Source organism: Pararhizobium sp. DWP3-4 (assembly GCF_049898205.1).
Taxonomy (GTDB): Bacteria; Pseudomonadota; Alphaproteobacteria; order Rhizobiales; family Rhizobiaceae; genus Pararhizobium.
The window spans coordinates 252,588-271,735 of record NZ_JAFCXF010000007.1; the positions used below are offsets into that span (position 1 = coordinate 252,588).

The 19,148-nt window shown below is 60.9% G+C and carries 14 protein-coding genes; 5 read left to right on the forward strand and 9 right to left on the reverse strand.

The window, feature by feature from the left end; genetic code table 11:
• Positions 1-17 precede the first annotated feature (17 nt).
• On the forward strand, positions 18-716 hold the full coding sequence (locus ACP7E6_RS19655; protein WP_426231395.1) for a phosphatase PAP2 family protein: 699 nt from the start codon (positions 18-20) through the stop codon (positions 714-716).
• 68 nt (positions 717-784) lie between these two features.
• Here the strand turns inward: ACP7E6_RS19655 and ACP7E6_RS19660 are convergent, their stop codons facing one another.
• The 5 genes from ACP7E6_RS19660 to ACP7E6_RS19680 all read right to left on the reverse strand — a co-directional run bounded on the left by ACP7E6_RS19660 (position 785) and on the right by ACP7E6_RS19680 (position 7,395).
• Complete coding sequence (locus tag ACP7E6_RS19660; RefSeq protein ID WP_426231396.1) at positions 785-2,671, reverse strand: MFS transporter; 1,887 nt, start codon at positions 2,669-2,671, stop codon at positions 785-787.
• Between the two features lie 157 nt (positions 2,672-2,828).
• On the reverse strand, positions 2,829-4,121 hold the full coding sequence (locus tag ACP7E6_RS19665) for an ABC transporter permease (RefSeq protein WP_426231397.1): 1,293 nt from the start codon (positions 4,119-4,121) through the stop codon (positions 2,829-2,831).
• Entirely contained in the window at positions 4,118-4,810 is a 693-nt protein-coding gene (locus ACP7E6_RS19670; RefSeq protein ID WP_426231499.1) for an ABC transporter ATP-binding protein, read from the reverse strand. Before ACP7E6_RS19670 ends, ACP7E6_RS19665 begins: the two co-directional genes overlap by 4 nt.
• 4 nt (positions 4,811-4,814) lie before the next feature.
• The gene (locus ACP7E6_RS19675) at positions 4,815-5,279 is read right to left on the reverse strand and encodes a hypothetical protein (protein ID WP_426231398.1); all 465 of its coding nucleotides are present in this window, start codon (positions 5,277-5,279) and stop codon (positions 4,815-4,817) included.
• A 358-nt stretch (positions 5,280-5,637) separates the two neighbouring features.
• A complete protein-coding gene (locus ACP7E6_RS19680) occupies positions 5,638-7,395 on the reverse strand; it encodes an alkaline phosphatase (protein WP_426231399.1) in 1,758 nt (585 codons plus the stop codon).
• A 407-nt stretch (positions 7,396-7,802) separates the two neighbouring features.
• On the opposite strand from ACP7E6_RS19680, the gene ACP7E6_RS19685 reads away from it, so the two are divergent.
• Positions 7,803-8,837 carry an aspartate-semialdehyde dehydrogenase gene (locus ACP7E6_RS19685; protein WP_113247375.1) on the forward strand — a complete coding sequence of 345 codons (1,035 nt, stop codon included), beginning with the start codon at positions 7,803-7,805 and terminating at the stop codon, positions 8,835-8,837.
• Positions 8,838-9,109: 272 nt separating this feature from the next.
• Positions 9,110-9,931, forward strand: a complete 822-nt coding sequence (locus ACP7E6_RS19690; RefSeq protein ID WP_426231400.1) for a lytic murein transglycosylase — start codon at positions 9,110-9,112, stop codon at positions 9,929-9,931.
• Between the two features lie 265 nt (positions 9,932-10,196).
• Here the strand turns inward: ACP7E6_RS19690 and ACP7E6_RS19695 are convergent, their stop codons facing one another.
• Together ACP7E6_RS19695 and pdxY are read right to left on the reverse strand one after the other, a co-directional pair.
• Entirely contained in the window at positions 10,197-10,838 is a 642-nt protein-coding gene (locus ACP7E6_RS19695; protein ID WP_426231401.1) for a carbonic anhydrase, read from the reverse strand.
• 213 nt (positions 10,839-11,051) lie between these two features.
• Entirely contained in the window at positions 11,052-11,927 is an 876-nt protein-coding gene (gene pdxY / locus ACP7E6_RS19700; protein ID WP_426231402.1) for a pyridoxal kinase PdxY, read from the reverse strand.
• 286 nt (positions 11,928-12,213) lie between these two features.
• Between pdxY and ACP7E6_RS19705 the strand changes: the two genes are divergently transcribed.
• Positions 12,214-17,001 carry an NAD-glutamate dehydrogenase gene (locus tag ACP7E6_RS19705; protein ID WP_426231403.1) on the forward strand — a complete coding sequence of 1,596 codons (4,788 nt, stop codon included), beginning with the start codon at positions 12,214-12,216 and terminating at the stop codon, positions 16,999-17,001.
• A 43-nt stretch (positions 17,002-17,044) separates the two neighbouring features.
• The gene (locus tag ACP7E6_RS19710) at positions 17,045-18,436 is read left to right on the forward strand and encodes an MFS transporter (RefSeq protein WP_426231404.1); all 1,392 of its coding nucleotides are present in this window, start codon (positions 17,045-17,047) and stop codon (positions 18,434-18,436) included.
• A gap of 22 nt (positions 18,437-18,458) precedes the next feature.
• Here the strand turns inward: ACP7E6_RS19710 and ACP7E6_RS19715 are convergent, their stop codons facing one another.
• On the reverse strand, positions 18,459-18,872 hold the full coding sequence (locus ACP7E6_RS19715) for a type II toxin-antitoxin system VapC family toxin (RefSeq protein WP_426231405.1): 414 nt from the start codon (positions 18,870-18,872) through the stop codon (positions 18,459-18,461).
• Positions 18,841-19,113: a type II toxin-antitoxin system VapB family antitoxin gene (locus ACP7E6_RS19720; protein ID WP_426231406.1), complete on the reverse strand. Its 273-nt coding sequence runs from the start codon at positions 19,111-19,113 to the stop codon at positions 18,841-18,843. The genes ACP7E6_RS19715 and ACP7E6_RS19720 overlap by 32 nt, the downstream gene beginning before the upstream one ends.
• Positions 19,114-19,148 lie beyond the last annotated feature (35 nt).

Consider the following 19,148-nt stretch of genomic DNA (forward strand, 5'->3'; position numbering starts at 1 on the left):
ATCGGGAAAGGCCGTTCATGAACCGACCACTTTCCTCGTCTCTCTGGCTGCTTTTGGCGGCCGCCCTTTTGGTTGCGGCGCTGCTGCCCTTCGATGGTCTGATCTCGCAGACGGCGCAGGGGCTGCCGGGCGGGGTTGTTGCCTTCAACGAGAAGATCACCGATTTCGGTACATTTGCCTGGATGATCTACGGTTCCGGCTCGATCGTCATCGTCGCCTATATCCTGCACCGGGTGTCGCGCAGCGAAGGCTTTTCGTCGAAAAGCAAGACGGGCTGGCGGCTGGCATTGTATTTCCTGGTGACGATCGGCAGCGCCAGCATCGTGGTGCATCTGGCCAAGCTGGTGATCGGCCGGGCGCGGCCCGAACTCTTCGCTGAGTATGGCGCCCACAGCCTGTCGTTCTTCTCCGGCCATGACTGGGTGTTCCAGAGTTTCCCCTCCGGCCATTCGGCAGCCGTCGGCTCGTTCTTCGGCGCATTCTCGATGCTAGCGCCACGGCTGCGCATCGTCTTTGTGCTGGGAGCCTTGGCCATCGGCATCAGCCGGATCGTGGTCGGCGCGCACTATCCGAGCGATGTGGCCGCTGGATTGCTCGTCGGATTGTGGACGGCGCTGATGACGGCCTTCTTCTTTGCCCGGCAGACCTGGTTGTTCCGGCTGGACGAGAAGGGCTGGCCACGGCCGAAAAACAGTTTCCAGCCTTCGAAGGGATGAGCCGGACGCAATGAAAAGCCCGGCGCAGGGGACTGCGCCGGGCTTTCCGTATCGATATCCAGCCGGGATCAATCCATGGTGTGGATATCGCGATCCTTGGTTTCGGGCAGGAACAGCATGCCGATCACCAACGTGATGCCGGCGAACACGATCGGGTACCAGAGGCCGTAATAGATATCGCCTTGGGCGGCACTCATCGCGAAGGCCGTTGCCGGAAGCAGACCACCGAACCAGCCGTTGCCGATATGGTAGGGCAGGGACATGCCGGTGTAGCGGATGCGGGTCGGGAAGAGTTCGACCAGAAGCGCTGCAATCGGGCCATAGACCATCGTCACGTAGATGACGAGCACGGTGAGCACGGCGATGACGCCAAGCCAGCTGACGCGGGCCGGATCGGCGACCATGGTGAAGGAACCGCCCTTGTCGACGGTGTAGACGGGCATCTCGGTGACGCCCGTGGCTTCTTCCGCCGTCAACAGCTTGGCCGCAACCAGCTGTTCGCCGGTCATGGCTGCCTTGTCGCCGGCGCGAATGGCTGCGGCATCGAGCGTCAATTCCGGATTGGCGGCGACGAAGCCGTCAAGCTTGCTTTCCGGAACCTTTGCCGCGCCACGAACGAGCGGATAACCGGCGTCGTGAAGGGCGATGTTGATCTGCTTTTCGAAGGCCGAACCCGATGCCTTGGCCTTGTCGCCAGCCGCGATCGCGTCATAGCCGGTGACCGTTGCTTCGCCGATCTTGACGGTTGCCGGCGTTCCGGCCGGGCCGGGCACCACGTCATAGGGAACAGAGTTGCGCGTCAGGAACGACGTTGCGATATCGCAGGAGGTCGTGAACTTCGCCGTACCGGTCGGGTTGAACTGGAACTTGCAGTCGCCCGGAGCAGCCGTAACGGTTGCCCGGATGGTTTCCTGCGCTTCGGCGAGCGCCGGATTGCCGGCCCAGGTCAACGCCTTGAACAGCGGGAAGTAGGTGAGCATGGCAAGCACCAGGCCGGCCATGATGATCGGCTTGCGGCCGATCTTGTCCGACAGCGCCCCGAACAGCACGAAGAAGCCGGTGCCGATCAACAGCGAGATGGCGACCATGATGTTGGCCGACTGGCCGTCCACCTTCAGGATGTTCTGCAGGAAGAACAGCGCGTAGAACTGGCCCGTATACCAGACGACGGCCTGGCCGACGACGGCGCCGAACAGCGCCAGAAGCGCGATCTTGGCGTTTCTCCACTGGCCGAACGCTTCCGTCAGCGGTGCCTTGGAGCCCTTGCCTTCTTCCTTCATCTTCTTGAAGGCGGGCGATTCGTTCATCTTCAGACGGATCCAGACGGAAACGCCGAGCAGGATGAACGAGAGCAGGAACGGCACGCGCCAGCCCCAGGCTGCAAAGGCTTCCTTGCCGAGCATCATCTGCACGGCAACGATGACCACCAGCGACAGGAACAGACCGAGCGTCGCCGTCGTCTGGATCCAGGAGGTGAAGTAACCGCGCCGGCCCTGTGGCGCGTGTTCGGCCACATAGGTTGCAGCACCGCCATATTCGCCGCCGAGCGCCAGGCCCTGCAGCATGCGCAGCACGATCAGAAGAATCGGAGCGGCGATGCCGATCGAGGCGGCGCCAGGCAGGATGCCGACGAGGAACGTCGACAGGCCCATGATGACGATGGTGACCAGGAAGGTATATTTGCGGCCGACGAGATCGCCGAGACGGCCAAACACCAGCGCGCCGAACGGACGCACCAGAAAGCCTGCCGCAAACGCCAGAAGGGCGAAGATGTTACGGGTGGTTTCCGGATATTGGGAAAAGAAGGTCGCGCCGATATAGACGGCCAGCGAACCGTAGAGATAGAAATCGTACCACTCGAAGATCGTGCCGAGCGAAGAGGCGAAGATCACCTTCTTCTGCTCGCCCGTCATCGGTGCAGCCTTTGCACCGGGCGCTACTGCGACATCTGCCATTTCGTTTGTCCTCCACTCAAAAACGGCTTTGTGCGCACCCTCAAATGCCTCCGAATCCTCCCTGATTCGCAAGCGGAATGCGCCATGAGACCAAAATGGCAGAAAACCCCCTGGGGTGGCAGAGCGGCTTTGGGATTATGACTTTAGTCGAATAAGCTCAGGCCCGCAGCGCCGCCGCCGGCGACTGGCGGTAGGCAAGAAGCGCCGGTGCCAGCGCAAGGATAGCGGAAAACAGCACGATGGCGATCACGCTCTTCAAATCGTCGCGGGTGAAACCGACCGGCAGGACGATGCCGCTTTCACCCGAAACCATCGCCGACAACAGCATCGCGGCACCGTAGCCGATGGCAAAGCCTGAGAGAATGCCAAGCGCGATGAGGATGAACAGCTCGAGCCAGACGATCGCCAGCACGGCGGATTGCGGCGCGCCAAAGGCTCTCAGCGCGCCGATCTGGCGGCGGCGCTGGCCGATATGCATGACGGTGACCATGAGCACGGCGGCGGCCACCAGGATCTGCGCACCGACGGCGACCGCCGACAGCACACGCTTGGCATCGCCAAGCGTCGCGTAGAGATTGGTCAGCACCTCGCCCGGGAAAACCGCAAGCGTGCCATTGCCGCGATAATCCTGCCGCAGCTTGTAGGCGTCGGCGATGGTCTTCGGCTTGACGAGGATGGCTGGAAGGCCCGGGATTTCCGCCGTCCAATGTTCATCAAGCGGCGCATCAGGATCGATGGCAGCATGTTCGCCATGGCCGTGATCGTCATCGTGATGAGCGGCCTCGGTACCAGGCGCCCGTGCCGTGTCTCCGGCCGGTTTGTCCGCGTGCGCTTCTTCCGCCTCATGATCGTGGGCGCCCATTCCATGCAGGCCCCAGACGGCCCGGATGGGCACCAGGATGGCCCGGTCCCAGGATGTTCCCGTCGGCGCCAAGCGGCCGGTGATGCGGTAGGCAAGCTCCGTATGCGTTTCGCCGCCGGCAGTGCCGTGCATGGGTTTTACCGCATAGCCGAGTGGCAGCGACACGGCGGCACCGATGACCGCTTCGCCGGCAGTGCTAAAGCTGCGTCCTTCAGAAAGCGCCGATAAATTGCCGACAAGTGCCGTGGACGTGCCGACGATCGGATAACCGGAAAAGGAATCGCCGAAACCGACGGGGGCCGCCCAGGACACACGCGGATCGGCCGCAAGCTTGCCCAGCACATCGCCCGGCATCAGGGGCAGGGGAGAAGGCTGCAGGAAGATCGAGGAGAGCAGCAGCTGGGTCTCGCTGCCCGGAGCGCCGACGACAAGATCGAAATGGTCGGCGGCACGGGCGCTGCCAAGTCTGAGCGCTCTTTCCTGCAAGGTGACGGCGACCCCAAGTGCGGTGGCAAAGGCGATCAGAAGCACGACGACCAGCGAGCCCGCCCAGAGACGGCGCAGATCAGAAAGGATGAAACGGGTCATGCAGCCTTTTCCCGGTGCTCTCGATCCGACGCAATCCGGCCGGCCGACAACGTGATACGGCGATCGAGCCTGCCGGTCAGCCGTGGATCATGGGAAACGACGATCAGCGTGCTTTCATTGTTGACCGCCAGGTCGATCAGCAGCCGGGCGACGGCATCGCCGCTGTCGCTGTCGAGGCTTGCAGTCGGCTCGTCGGCGATCAGCACGCCCGGTTTTCTGAGCAGCGCCCTTGCAATCGCGACGCGCTGCATTTCGCCGCGCGACATGGTTTCGACTTTCTGGTCGGCGCGGCAGAGACCGACGGCATAAAGCAGCATCAGCGCCCGATCCGGGTAACCCGGTTTCATCGCGCGCGATAGGCGGGCGGGCAGAAGGATGTTATCGACCGCGCTCAAGCCCGGGAACAGATGGAAATCCTGCATGACGAGGCCGATATGCGCGCCGCGCCAGCGATCGCGGCTGCGTTCCGGCATAAGGGCGATATCGGTTCCGCCCCATTGGACAGAGCCGCCGCGTGCGCAGCGTTCAAGCCCGGTGAGGATATTGACCAGCGTGCTTTTTCCCGAGCCAGATGCACCGGTGACCGCGACACGGCTGCCTGCGGCGATGGACAGCGAAGGGATATCGAGAACCGGTGTGGGAAGGCCCGGATAGGAAACCGACACGGAATTGAGATCGAGCGAAAGCATGGTGTTAGACCGACGCGTATTCGGCATTGCGCAGCCGTAGCAGGCTGACAAAACCGGTTTCGGGATCGGTCCATGACCCGAATTCGAGAACCCCGCGCGCCTCGATCGTCTGCGACGGCTGCACGAATGTCTGCTTTTCACCGAGATAGACGACGACGATATTGTCCGGCCAGTCGGCGTCCGAGGAACAGAACGGGCAGAGCGACATGGGAATTTCGGTCAGCACGAAGAATGCGGCCTCGGCCTTCAGCGGCGGTGCCATAAAACCCTTGATGGTGATGTCCTGACCGGCGAGCGACTTCACCTTTTCGGAGAACTCCAGCCCGAGAACGCCGAACTTGCTGTAGAGCTCATCGAACGACAGAGACGGAACGGCGGCTGCGGCCGGACGCACAGCCGCCAGCAAAGGCAGACTGGCCAAGAGGCGTAGCGCATCGCGGCGCGTGGTTCTCGCAAAGGGACCGGTCATCGGGCGTCCACCTTAACTTATGATATCAGGCCGGGAAACGGAAACCCGGCTAACGAAGTCCATTCTTATCATTCGGTAACGGTCGTAATGAGAGCCCAATTCCTCTCCAGGGGATTTTTCGCATTGGGCGCTCTCCAAACCCGTCATCCTCGCCCTTGTGGCGGGGATCCAGTGACCCGACGTCTGTCGGGTCAAAAGACTCTTTCAGCCCAAAGACTTGGGCTGACTGGATTCCTGTGACGAGCACAGGAATGACGACGGTTGAGTATCAGTATCACCCACCAACAACCGCATCAAAGTCGGTCCTCAGTCACCTGACGGCGGGCTGTCTCACCAGCCCGCCGGACGCGATTATGGATCAGTTTGTCTGCTTGACGCCAAGAGCCAGGGTATCGGCGAGAACGCGGTAGATGTCGCTTTCTTCCATATACCCCTTGAAGCCCTCGGCACCCGGACCGGCTGCCTGCAGGACGACATCATCGACCGAATGCACGCCGCTATCGCCGCTCTTGGGAATGTTACCCTGCACGAAGACGGCACCGGGAACATCCTTGTAGGCTTCGTTGGCGATATATTCCTTCTTCTCGTTCTGGATTGCCGGAACGAACGGACCATCGAGCTTCGGACGGAAGGTCTCGTAGTGATCCGGGCCGTTGTTGGCGCTGAGGAACAGGCGACGAGTGACGTCGACCTTGTCCGGATAACCGTCCTTGTTTTCGTCGGTATAGTTCGGGAATCCGGCTTCGGCGTAGGTGCCGACCTTTTCGCGCATCTCGGTGCCGGGCTTTTCATCATCGATGGTGCCAATGATCGAAACGCCGTGGGCATGGTCGCCGGTGACGACGATCAGCGTGTCGGGATGGGTTGCGGCGAACTCGCGGGCAACGCCGACCGCCTTGTCGAATTCGATGGTTTCGACCAGCGCGCGATCCCAATCCAGCGGATGGGACATCTTGTCGATATTGGCGCCTTCGACCATCAGGAAGAAGCCTTCCTCGTTCTTCGACAATTCCCCGAGCGCCGCCTTGGTCATATCGACCAGGCCGGGCTGGTTCGGGAATTTTTCGACCGTGCCTTTTTTCAGGAACTCACGGTCCAGCGCCGTATCCATGTTGCCGGTGTGGAAGAGGCCGAGGATCTTGCCTGTGTTGGTGCCGGTTGCGGTCTGAAGCTCGGATTTGTCGGTTGCGAGCGTGTAGCCGGCGTCGTGGAACAGCTTGATATAGTCCTTGTCGTCCTTGCGCTTGGAGCCCGGAACGTCCTTGCCGAGGAAATAGGCCGAACCACCGCCGAGGATGACATCCGGCTTGACGTCGAACATCATGCCGACGATCTGCTCCTTGTCGCCGCGCTTGCGGGTATGGGCGACGACGGCAGCCGGCGTCGCGTCTTCGATTTCCGCAGTCGAGACGATACCGATCGACTTCTTCGTCTGGCGGCGGATGGCTTCGGCGATGGTTTCGACCTTCGGGTCATCGAAGCTGTCGGGCGTACGGTCGGCATAGACACCCAGCGCGTTGACGGCGGTCTTATGGCCGGTCATGTAGGCCGACATGGTGTTCGCACTGTCGGTGGCGATCGCTTCGGTCGATGACGTGCCGACGAAAGCCATATGGTCGAGGTCATCCATGTTGAGGCGGCCGTTGGCCTTACCTTCGGTCATGCCCTTCGACATGATGCGGGCGCCGGTGCGATGGGCCACGGACAGGCCGTCGCCGAGCAGGAAGATGATGTTCTTGGCCTTCTGGGTTTCGCCGGTATTGTAGACGTCCCAGGTCACCGACTTCGATTCGGAGCCGGCGGTCACTTCGATCGTATAGGCGCCTTCGGTCGGCAGAACGAGATCACGGGCAATCAGGGCAGAGCCGAGGACCTTGTCGTCCTTGCCTTTTTCTTCGGCGACGAATTCGGCTTGCTTGCCCAGAACCGTCTTGTAATCCTGGCCATTGACGGTGATCTTGACGTCTTCCGGCTTGACGGCGGACTTGAACTCGACCTTGAAATCGAAGGGCGAGCCAGCGAGAATCGTGGCACGATCCAGCGGATAAACGGTGGTGGCCTGTGCGGCACCAGCGAGGATTGTCGTGGCGGCAAGCGCCGACAGAAGCATACGCATGGAAAACCCCTTTTTGGTTTGCTTTCGAGCTGACGGCCCGCAATAGGCACCCGCGATGACAACGGCATGACACTTCCGTAACGTTTTGACGGCGTGCCTTGCCGACCGTCATTTCTTGCTTGCCTGTTGACTCCGCGCCAAAACCGCGTATGAGCAGCAGCGGAAAAGGACCCACCATGCACCGTTTTGGTTACGCCATCGCTGCGCTGATCGCCCCGGCATTTGCTGCCGGGCGGGTTCGTTCTTTCTCGATATCTTCCAAAACAACGGCCAAAACGACGACGAAAACCGTCTGACGTCTCTGGCCACCGCTCTCTCCCCGGCACGGCCGGGGACCTGAAACCCGCGCCTTTGGCCGGCGGGTTTCCCCCAAAGCCCCGTGGAGAGACAGAAAGAGAGCAAAGACAATGGGTTTCAAGATTGCTATTGCCGGCGCGACCGGAAATGTCGGCCGCGAGATGCTGAACATCCTCGAAGAACGGGGTTTTCCGGCAGACGAAGTCGTGGCGCTGGCCTCGGCCCGCAGCCAGGGCACCGAAGTGTCCTTCGGCGACAAGACGCTGAAGGTCAAGAACCTCGAAAATTACGATTTTTCCGACACCGACATTTGCCTGATGTCGGCCGGCGGCGCCGTATCGCTGAAGTGGTCGCCGAAGATCGGCGCGCAGGGCTGCGTCGTCATCGACAACTCCTCGGCCTGGCGCTACGATCAGGACGTGCCGCTGGTGGTTCCGGAAGTCAACCCCGACGCCATCACCCAATTCACCAAGCGCAACATCATCGCCAACCCGAATTGCTCGACCGCCCAGCTCGTCGTGGCGCTGAAGCCGTTGCATGACTTTGCCAAGATCAAGCGCGTCGTCGTCTCCACCTACCAGTCGGTCTCCGGCGCCGGCAAGGACGGCATGGACGAGCTGTTCAACCAGACCCGCGCCGTCTTCGTCGCCGATCCGATGGAAAGCAAGAAGTTCACCAAGCGCATCGCCTTCAACGTCATCCCGCACATCGATGTGTTCATGGAAGACGGCTACACGAAGGAAGAGTGGAAGGTGATGGCCGAAACCAAGAAGATCCTCGATCCGAAGATCAAGCTGACCTGCACGGCCGTGCGCGTTCCGGTGTTCATCGGTCATTCGGAAGCGATCAATATCGAATTCGAAAACGAGATCACCGCCGACCAAGCCCGCGACATCCTGCGCGAAGCGCCCGGCTGCATCGTCATCGACAAGCATGAAAACGGCGGCTACATCACGCCTTACGAAAGCGCCGGCGAAGATGCGACCTATATTTCGCGCATCCGCGAGGACGCAACCGTCGAGAACGGCCTGAATATCTGGGTGGTTTCCGACAACCTGCGCAAGGGGGCTGCCCTCAACGCCATCCAGATTGCCGAGCTCCTCGTCAATCGCGGCCTGATCAAGGCCAAGAAACAGGCTGCTTGATTAGAAAATATAAAGTTTTATCCGATTATACCCGATCGAGATGCGACCAGCCTTTGGTTTCTATCGTCGCGATTGGGTGAAAAGCCTCGCATGATCCGTTAACGGGATGCGGGGTTTCTTTGTAAAAAGGCAACTGTGACGTTTTTTCACAGTCAAAAGGAGGATTCACGTGAAACGCGGCCTCTCAATACTGTAGCAACGTCGTGACAGAAACCGCAAAGACTGGCATTTTGCGGTCATAAATTTTGGATTCGGGCAATACGGGGTATTTCATGCGCAAGGCAAAGTGCGTACTGGCAGGTTTCACGGCGATGATTGCGGCAGCAATTCTGCCGTCAGTGGCAGCGGCTGCACAATGCAGCAACACATCGGCAGGCTTCGACGCCTGGGTCGAGGACTTCAAGGGCGAAGCCGCAGGCCGCGGCATCAGCCCGGCGGTGCTGAACAAGGCCTTCGCCAACGTCACCTACAACAAGGCAACGATCCGTGCCGACCGGGGCCAGAAGAGTTTCAAGCTGTCGCTGAGCCAGTTCATGCAGAAGCGTGGCGGCCAGACGATCATTTCGCGCGGCAAGAAGATGAAGGCGCAGAACGCCGCTCTCTTCAGTTCCATCGAAAAGCGCTACGGTGTTCCGGCTGGCCCGATCATCGCGATCTGGGGCATGGAAACCGGCTTCGGCGGTTTCATGGGCAAGGAACACACGCTTTCAGCCGTCTCGACACTGTCGTTTGACTGCCGCCGTTCCGACTTTTTCACCGACCAGCTCTATGCGGCCCTGACGCTTGTGCAGCGCGGCGACCTCAGCCCTGACGCACGCGGCGCAGCCCATGGCGAAATCGGCCAGACGCAGTTCCTGCCGGCCAATGTGCTGAAATTCGGCGTCGATGGCGACGGTAGCGGCCATATCGACATGGTTCGCTCCAAGGCGGACGCGCTTGCCTCGACCGCCAACTTCCTGCGCGGCCATGGCTGGAGCGCCGGCGCCGGCTATCAGCAGGGTCAGGCCAATTTCGGCGCGATCCAGGGCTGGAATGCCGCCAGCGTCTACCAGCAGGCAATCGCCATCATCGGCGCCGAAATCGACGGCGGCTGATCAAGCCGTCCACGGGATGAATGTATCCGCAGTCCGGAAACGGGCTGCGGATTTTTTGTTTTCATGAGGTGGGAGAAGGCGGCTTTTTGGAACGATGCGCCGCTCCACGCTTCGTCACCCCCGGGGCTTGATCCGAGGATCCATCAGCGGCGCAACGGCGCAAAGGTCATGCCCTCACCGAGGGTTCCCACATCGACATAACCAGATTCTCGGGTCGAGCCGGGAATGACGGAGTGTGGAGAGGCACCGGGCAAAGGTAGAAAAATCACATGCCGGGCCGGGCAAAATCACCGGTCTTGCTATCCATGACCCACAGTTCGCCGGTCGAAATGTCGAACCAGGCGCCGTGCAGCTGAAGCTTGCCGCGCTGCTCGAGGATTTTGACGCACGGGAAGGTCCGCAGGTTGGCGATCGAGTTGCGGATGGAGACCCGCTCCAGCGCCCGCTGGCGCTCGGCCGCAGTCATCAATTCGTTGTTGTGGATCTGCTCGGCAGCGGGCTTCAGGAGGTTCATCCAGCGGCCGATGAAATCGCCGGGTGACAGCGGTTCGGCATCGAGATCGAGTGCTGCCTTGATGCCCCCGCAGCGGCCATGGCCCATGACGACGATATCGCTGACCTTCAACACCTGCACGGCGAACTCGAGAGCCGCCGATGTCGAGTGATACTGGCCGTCCGGCTCGTAAGGCGGCATCATGTTGGCGACGTTGCGCACCACAAACAATTCGCCGGGGCCGCTGTCGAAGATGGTTTCCGGCGCCGCGCGGCTGTCACAACAGGCAATGACCATGGTCTTCGGCTGCTGACCGGTTTCGGCCAAGGCCTTGTAGCGCTGCTGCTGCTCGCTGAAGCGGCCGCTCATGAAATTGTTGTAGCCGTTCAGCAAATAGTCCGGGAAACGCTGCATGATGCTTGATCACTCCAATTATTTAGACAATTGAGATGTACATTCGCATGTCGGCTCTGCAGCACATACCATCTTTGTGCGCCGCACACAGGCAAATTACGGCAGCCCGCGCCGCCGGTTACATCCGAAATTCTCCGTTTGGTTTGCGTGGGTGAAAAACGGTTTATTCGCTCAAGGCATGGGCTGGCAAGAGGGTAGATCGGCCGAACGATATCAGGAGCGCCGTTTCTGACCGGGATGCAGCAACCGGCGCATCTGAACCATCGCCATCGGCGTCGCAAGACTGGACGCGTCCCGCTCGAGCGTCAACTCATCGGCACCGCGCTTGCCCGTGCGCGCGATGATCTCGAAGACGCTGGCGGTTGCCAGCTGCAAGGCGCGCTCCTCGTTCAAGCCTTCCAGAAGCCGGGCAACGAACAAGGCCGCCAAGAGGTCGCCAGTCCCGTTCGGCGGATTGTCGATCAGCCGATGCTCGGCCAGCAGCGCATGATTGCCGGACAGATAGAGATTACCGGTGCCGCCATTCATCATCGGGATGGCAGATGTCACCAGCATGCGCGACGGCCCGAGCGACAGGGCCGCTTCCAGAATGGCGGTGTTCGTCTCAAGCTCGGCGCCGCAGAGCCAGGCCAGCTCGAACCGGTTTGGCGTGGCAAGCGAGGCCAATGGCAGCAACCGGTCGCGCATCGCGATCGCCGTGGCCTCAGGCACGTACAGCCCGCCGACATCGCCCATTACCGGGTCGCAGGCATAAAACAGGTCCGGATTCTTCGCCCGCAAAGCCTCGACCAGCCGCGCCACACCGTCCGCCTGATGGGCGGCACCGAGATAACCGGAGAGAACAGCCCGCACCTCTCCCGTCCACGGGGCGCGGATCAGATCGTCGATCAACCTGTCGAAATCATCAGGGCCGACCGTCACTCGCGTCGAGGGGCCATGGCCGGGATGCCAGGGCAGGATCACCGTCGGCAAGGCCCAGACCGGATAACCCAGCGTCTCTAGCGCAAAGACGGCAGCGCGATTGCCCACGGACCCGCGAATCACATGGCTGGAAATGACGATGACGGCGCCGGGGGCAGGCTCAGACATTTTGCGATTTTCCGCTGTTTCGAGCTGCCCAGATCGCCCGACAGTCATGCCGCTGTCAACTGCGACTGCCAAAAGATCGAAAGGACACATTTCCGGCTCGTTCATGAGAACAAAGAAATATGCAAATACAACCGATTGAATTCGAAAATCGGCCAATTCTTCCCGAAAATTTCATAAAACCATTCCGAATTGGATCAATCTGACCGAAAAATAGCCACAAAAACAATCGCCATGGACAATTCTTCTGTTAGGTTTGGCCAAAATGGTGATTGCGGGGAGATACGTCATGGGCACCAAATACAATCCGAAAAAAGACCGTCATTTCGAAGCGGTGAGCGAAGCCGGCAAGCTGCTGGGGGTGAAAATGCTCGCTCCGGAGATCCTGTTTCGCCGTGCCAGCCATGACGATCTCGACGCCTATACGCCCACCATGCTGGCTTTGACGGCAGCGCATGCGCTGACCGCCATCAATCGCAAGGAAAGCGACCGTCCGGTCATCTCCGTCGAATCGGTAGACGGCATCGCGCCGAATGCAACCGACGTCTCGATCCTGTCCGTGACCGACCGCAACATGCCCTTCCTCTACGATTCGATCATGGGCGAGGTGACCAGCACCCACCGTGACATTCATCTTGCCGTACATCCTATTCTGGTTCTTGAGGCCGGAAAGCCGGCTAAAATCTTCGACCCGGAAGAAAAGAGCGATCCGGCCACCCGGATCAGCCATATTCAGATTCATATTAGCCGCGTCACCGACACCGAAGCCGAAGACCTGAAGGAGCGGATTGCCAACGTGCTCTCCCAGGTTCATCAGGCGGTCGGCGACTGGACCTCGATGTCGGGCCTGCTCGATCAGGCGATGAACGAATTGGAAAACCACGCCCCCAACAGCAAGAAGGGCGATCGCGACGAGGCGCTGGCCTTCCTGCGCTGGTTGCGCGGCAACAATTTCACCTTCCTCGGCATGCGCGAATACACCTATTCCGGCAAGGGCGAGAATGCCGTGGTCGAACGCGGCGAAGGGCGCGGCCTCGGTATTCTTTCCAATCCCGACGTGCGCGTGCTGCGCCAGGGAAAGGATGCCGTGCTGACGACGCCGGAAATCCTTGCCTTTCTCAACGGCCCGGATTTCCTCATCGTCACCAAGGCCAATGTCAAATCTGTGGTGCACCGCCGCGCCTATATGGATTATATCGGGGTCAAGCGCTTCGACAAGGCCGGCAATGTCGCCGGCGAACTGCGCATCGTCGGCCTGTTCACCTCCAGCGCCTATACGCGCCCGGCAGCCGACATTCCGCTGCTCCGCTTCAAGGTCGAGAAGATCGTCGATCATTTCGGCTTCGATCCGCAGAGCCATTCAGGCAAGATGCTGACCAACACGCTGGAATCCTATCCGCGAGACGACCTTTTCCAGATCGACGTCAGCCTTTTGGCAAGTTTCTGCGAGCAGATCAACGAACTGGCGGACCGGCCGCGAATCCGGGTTCTGCCGCGTATCGATCACTTCGACCGTTTCGTATCCGTTATAGTTTACGTGCCGCGCGAACAGTATGATTCCGACGTGCGCGAAAAGATCGGGCTTTATCTGAAGACCGTCTATGACGGCCGCGTGTCCGCCTATTATCCGGCTTTCCCTGAGGGCGGTCTTGCCCGCGTGCATTTCATCATCGGCCGTTCCGGCGGCAAGACGCCGCGTGTGCCGCAAGCCAAGCTGGAAGACGCGGTGCGCGATATCGTCACCCGCTGGATCGACCGGTTCAACCTGCTGGCGCGCCATGACGGCGTGTCGATCTCCGTCAATGAAGCCTATCAGGCAGCCTTCACGCCAGCCGAGGCCCATGCCGATCTCGCCGATATCGCGGCCTGCTCGCCTGATGACCCGATCCGCATCGCTTTCTATCAGAAGCGCGGCAAGGGCCCGGAATCGCTGGAGCTGAAGATTTTCCATGCCGGCGAGCCGGTTTCGCTGTCGCACCGTGTGCCGCTGCTGGAAAACCTCGGCTTCCGGGTTATCAGCGAACAGACCCATGATATTACCGTCTCCTGCGCCAAGGGCGGCGATCGGCTCGTCGTTCTGCACGATATGGAACTGATCCATCGCGACGGACATCTGCTCAGTCTCGACAAGACCGGCCCGATGCTGGAGGAAGCCTATCTTTCCGCCTGGAACGGCGTGATCGAAGATGACAGCTTCAACCGGCTGATCCTGCTTGCCGGCCTCAGCGCCCGCGAGGTGACGGTGCTGCGCGCCTATGCGCGCTACCTGCGCCAGGCCGGCATCACCTATTCCCAAGGCTATCTCGCCGACACGCTGAACAAATATCCAGCAATCGCTGCGGATATTTTCAAGCTTTTCGTCACCCGTATGGATCCCGTGCTGGAAGACAAGCCGAAGACCAAGCGCACTGCAGCGTTGAGAGCGGCGATCGAACAGGCCCTGGACGCCGTTCCAATCCTTGACGAGGACCAAATCCTGCGGCGCTACGTCAACGCCGTCGAGGCGACGCTGCGCACCAACTATTTCCAGCGCGATGCCGATGGCAATCCGAAGGTGATGCTGGCTTTCAAGCTCGATCCGAAGATCCTCGACGGCCTGCCGGAGCCGCGGCCTTTCCGCGAAATCTTCGTCTATGGCACGCAGGTCGAAGGCGTGCACCTGCGCTTCGGCAAGGTGGCCCGCGGCGGGCTGCGCTGGTCGGACCGGTCGCAGGATTACCGCACCGAAGTGCTCGGCCTGGTCAAGGCGCAGCAAGTCAAGAACGCCGTCATCGTTCCCGTTGGGGCCAAGGGCGGCTTCTATCCGAAGCAGTTGCCGGTCGGCGGCACCCGCGACGACATCTTCAAGGCGGGAACCGAGGCCTACAAGACCTATATCCGCACCATGCTGTCGATCACCGACAACATTGTCGGCCAGGACATCGTGCCGCCGGCCGATACGCTGCGGCTGGATGGTGACGATCCCTATTTCGTCGTTGCCGCCGACAAGGGCACGGCGACCTTCTCCGACACCGCCAACGGCCTGGCGCAGGAAGCCGGCTTCTGGCTGGACGACGCCTTTGCCTCCGGCGGTTCGGCCGGCTACGACCACAAGAAGATGGGCATCACGGCGCGCGGCGCCTGGGAAACCGTCAAGCGGCATTTCCGCGAGATGGACATCGATATCCAGACGACGCCCTTCAGCGTCGCCGGTGTCGGCGACATGTCCGGCGACGTGTTTGGCAACGGCATGCTGCTGTCGGAAAAAATCCGGCTGATCGCCGCCTTCGACCATCGCGACATCATCATCGATCCTGATCCGGATATCGAAAAATCCTTTGCCGAGCGCAAGCGCATGTTCAACCTGCCGCGCTCCAGCTGGCAGGACTATGACCGCTCGACGCTTTCGGCCGGCGCCATGATCATTCCGCGCACGGAAAAATCGGTGACGCTGACGCCGCAGGCGATGGCGGCGATCGGTTTGGAAAAAAGCCAGGCGACGCCGTCGGAGATCATGACGGCGATCCTGAAAAGCCCGGTCGATCTGCTCTGGTTCGGCGGCATCGGCACCTATGTGCGCGGCCCGACCGAAACCGACGCTGATGTCGGCGACCGCGCCAACGACCCGATCCGCATCACTGCCGACGATGTCGGTGCCAAGGTGATCGGCGAAGGCGCCAATCTCGGCGTTACCCAGCGCGGCCGCATCGGCTTCGGCCTCAAGGGCGGACGCTGCAATTCCGACGCCATCGACAACTCGGCCGGCGTCAACTCGTCCGACTTCGAGGTCAACATCAAAATCGCACTCGCTTCGGCGATGCGCGACGAGCGGCTGACGCGCGCCAAGCGCAACACGCTTTTGGCCTCGATGACCGACGAAGTGGCAGAACTGGTGCTGCGCAACAACTACGAACAGTCGCTGTCGATCTCATTGACGGAAATGCTGGGTGCCGGCAACCGGACGGCGCTTGCCCGGCTCATGACCCGGCTGGAAGCGGACGGCCATCTCAACCGCAAGGTCGAGGTGCTGCCGAACGATCTGGCGCTGAGCGAGCGCTACCAGAGCGGCAAGGCGCTCACACGCGCCGAGATCGGCGTACTTCTGTCCTATGCCAAGATCGTGCTGTTCGACGAGATCGTTGCCAGCAAGCTGCCGGACGATGACTATCTGCTGACGACGCTGCGGGATTACTTCCCGGAGAAGATGCACAAGGCGCATGCGAGCGACATCAACGAACACCGGCTGCGCCGCGAGATCATTGCGACGGTTCTCGCCAACGACGTCATCAACCGCGGCGGGCCGGCCTTCGTCAGCACATTGATCGACCAGACGGGCTTCATGCCGGCTGACGTGGTCAAGGCTGCGGTGTTGACCCGCGACGGTTACGACCTGAACCGCATCTATAGCGAGATCGATGCACTCGACAATGTCATCAGCGGCGCGGTGCAGAACGAACTCTACCAGGAGGCGGCGCGCATCTTTGCCATCGTCACCGAACGGACACTCAGGACCAAGGCGATGCAAGCGCCGCTTGGCGAGGCCATCGAGCAGCTGCGCGAAGCGCTGCGGAAGCTGAAATCCGCTTTGCAAAGCGCGATTCCTGAGGACGCGACGGCAGACGTGCGGCAAAGGGCCGATTATTTCATCGAGCGTGGCGTGCCGTCAGCACTGGCCGAAGAAATCGCCGCTCTTGCCGTGTTGACCTTCGTGCCGGAAATCATCCAGATCGCCGCCGATACCGGCGTGACGCTGGCCCGCACGGCACAGAGCTATTTCGGCGTGACACAGAGCCTGCGGATCGCCCGGCTGCTGGCGGCTGCCGAGCGTGTGTCGGCAACCGAGCAATACGAGGCCATGGCCCTTTCGCGCAGCATCAACGACATTGCGACCGCGCGCAAGGACATCACCATCACGGCCCTCACCGACAAGAAGGACGAGCGCAATCCGGTCGCAGCCTGGCGCGACAGCGACCATAGCCGGATTTCGCGCGTCACCGACCAACTGACCCTGCTGACGGAGAAGGGCGAGACGACGCTTGCCAAGATCACCGTTGCAGCGGGCTTGTTGAGCGATCTTGCACAGAACAGGATGAGGTGACACTGTCCGCGCCAGACGGGGCGGATAGACGGTGGAGAATCAGGTGAGCAGCATCTCGGCGGAGGCTGGCGACGAGCCAAAGGTATCGCGCGCCGGCCTCGGCGGCTGGATGCTGTTCGACTGGGCAGCACAGCCGTTCTTCACGGTGATCATCACCTTCATCTTCGGCCCTTATTTCGTATCCCGGCTTACCGACGACCCGGCGCACGGTCAGGCGATGTGGGGCTATACCCTGACCATTTCCGGCATCGTCATCGCGATTTTGTCGCCGGTGCTCGGCTCGATCGCCGACCAGACCGGGGCGCGAAAACCCTGGATCGCCTTCTTCGCCTTCATCAAGATCGTCTCCCTGGCGCTACTGTGGTTTGCCGTGCCGGGATCATCGATAATCTATCCCTTCATCTTCATCATCCTGGCGTCTATCGCTGCGGAATTCTCGATTGTTTTCAACGATTCAATGATGCCACGGCTGGTCGGCGAAAAGGAGATCGGGCGGATCTCCAACATGGCCTGGGGGCTCGGCTATCTCGGCGGCATGATCGTGCTGATCGCCGTCGTGACGCTTCTGGCCGGAGATCCGGAATCCGGCAAAACACTTATCGGAATAGACCCAATGTTTGGGCTTGATCCGGCGACCGGCGCCGACGCCCGGGTGACCGGACCGATCTCGGCCATCTGGTATCTGGTCTTCATCCTGCCGATGTTCCTGTTTACCCCGGATGCCCACAAGGCAGCGATGCCGGCGGCGGCCGCTGTGCGCAGCGGCATTGCCGAGCTGCGCCACACGATCGGCGAACTGCGGCAACGCTCCGGCATTCTGCGCTTTCTGATCGCCCGGATGATCTTTCAGGATGGGGTCAACGGCCTCCTGGCACTGGGCGGCACGTTCGCGGCCAGCATGTTTGCCTGGCAGACCGTCGAGCTTGGCGTCTACGGCATCATTCTCAATGTCGTGGCCATCGGCGGATGCCTTTATGCCAGCCGGCTGGATGCAAAACTCGGCTCAAAGGTGATCGTCACCGCCAGCCTGATCTGCCTGACCATCGCCACCCTCGGCATCGTCTCGACCGGCCCCGGCTATACGTTGTTCGGCCTGCTGCCGCTGCCGACCACCGATGCCGGTGGGCTTTTCGGCACGGCTGCGGAGAAAGCCTATATCGTCTTCGGCCTTTTGGTCGGGATCGCATTCGGCCCGGTCCAGGCCTCCTCCCGCTCCTATATGGCGCGCAGCGTCAGTCCCGACGAGGCAGGCCGCTATTTCGGCATCTATGCCCTCTCCGGGCGCGCCACGACCTTCATGGCCCCCGCTGCCGTTGCCACCGTTACTCTGATGACCGGCTCTGCCCGCATCGGCATGATGGCCCTGGTGTTCTTCCTGGCCGTCGGCTTGCTGATTCTGATCCGCACGCCTTACCCGGCGAATAAACCCGTCTGAGCCAAGGGACAGACGATGAAGGTCAGAAATCCCACGGGGAAATCAGTGACAGCCCAGTGGTGCGAAAATCGGCAAGATTGCGGGTGGCCAAACGACCACCATTGACGCGGGCGATAGCCGCAATCATCCCATCCGGGGCCGACATGCCAAGGCCCTGACGGGATGCAGTGCCCATGATCTCGCCATAGGCCATGACCGCCTCCTCGGTTAGACCGAATATCCGATCTGAAAAACGCCGCCGCCAGTCGCTTAAACCTTGTTCCAGCGACACGGCGCGCTGATCAGGTGAGATCTTCCGGATGCCGAAGGCAATTTCAGCAATAGTCACAGTTGGGAGCGCGAGTTCCGCGTCATGACGCACCAACCATGCGATCACGGCTTCTGACGGCGATTTTCGCAGGGTTTCAGAGACGACATTGGTATCGAGGAAAATCAAAGCGCAGGTCCAGCGTGGATCGTCCGGCTTTCCCTACTGCGTCAAGGTCGATATCCGTACCATGATCTTTCGATAGCCGGACGTAAAAGGCAGCAGCAGGCTCACGGCCCGTCTCGCGGCTCTCATAGGATTCCAGCGCCCGCTCAACAATCTCGGCGATCGAACGGTTCTCTCGCCGCGCAAGCCGGTGCGCGAGATCGCGTGCTCTTGCGCTGCGCACAGAGAGTTGGGGTTCTGCCATATTGAAGCACCTTTGCCCAAAAATATAGGCCAAAA

Excerpts from the sequence above, each read along its gene's own strand:
- ACP7E6_RS19655 (WP_426231395.1), top strand. The coding sequence starts at position 18 with ATGAACCGACCACTTTCCTCGTCTCTCTGGCTGCTTTTGGCGGCCGCC.
- ACP7E6_RS19660 (WP_426231396.1), bottom strand. The coding sequence starts at position 2,671 with ATGGCAGATGTCGCAGTAGCGCCCGGTGCAAAGGCTGCACCGATGACG.
- ACP7E6_RS19665 (WP_426231397.1), bottom strand. The coding sequence starts at position 4,121 with ATGACCCGTTTCATCCTTTCTGATCTGCGCCGTCTCTGGGCGGGCTCG.
- ACP7E6_RS19670 (WP_426231499.1), bottom strand. The coding sequence starts at position 4,810 with ATGCTTTCGCTCGATCTCAATTCCGTGTCGGTTTCCTATCCGGGCCTT.
- ACP7E6_RS19675 (WP_426231398.1), bottom strand. The coding sequence starts at position 5,279 with ATGACCGGTCCCTTTGCGAGAACCACGCGCCGCGATGCGCTACGCCTC.
- ACP7E6_RS19680 (WP_426231399.1), bottom strand. The coding sequence starts at position 7,395 with ATGCGTATGCTTCTGTCGGCGCTTGCCGCCACGACAATCCTCGCTGGT.
- ACP7E6_RS19685 (WP_113247375.1), top strand. The coding sequence starts at position 7,803 with ATGGGTTTCAAGATTGCTATTGCCGGCGCGACCGGAAATGTCGGCCGC.
- ACP7E6_RS19690 (WP_426231400.1), top strand. The coding sequence starts at position 9,110 with ATGCGCAAGGCAAAGTGCGTACTGGCAGGTTTCACGGCGATGATTGCG.
- ACP7E6_RS19695 (WP_426231401.1), bottom strand. The coding sequence starts at position 10,838 with ATGCAGCGTTTCCCGGACTATTTGCTGAACGGCTACAACAATTTCATG.
- pdxY (WP_426231402.1), bottom strand. The coding sequence starts at position 11,927 with ATGTCTGAGCCTGCCCCCGGCGCCGTCATCGTCATTTCCAGCCATGTG.
- ACP7E6_RS19705 (WP_426231403.1), top strand. The coding sequence starts at position 12,214 with ATGGGCACCAAATACAATCCGAAAAAAGACCGTCATTTCGAAGCGGTG.
- ACP7E6_RS19720 (WP_426231406.1), bottom strand. The coding sequence starts at position 19,113 with ATGGCAGAACCCCAACTCTCTGTGCGCAGCGCAAGAGCACGCGATCTC.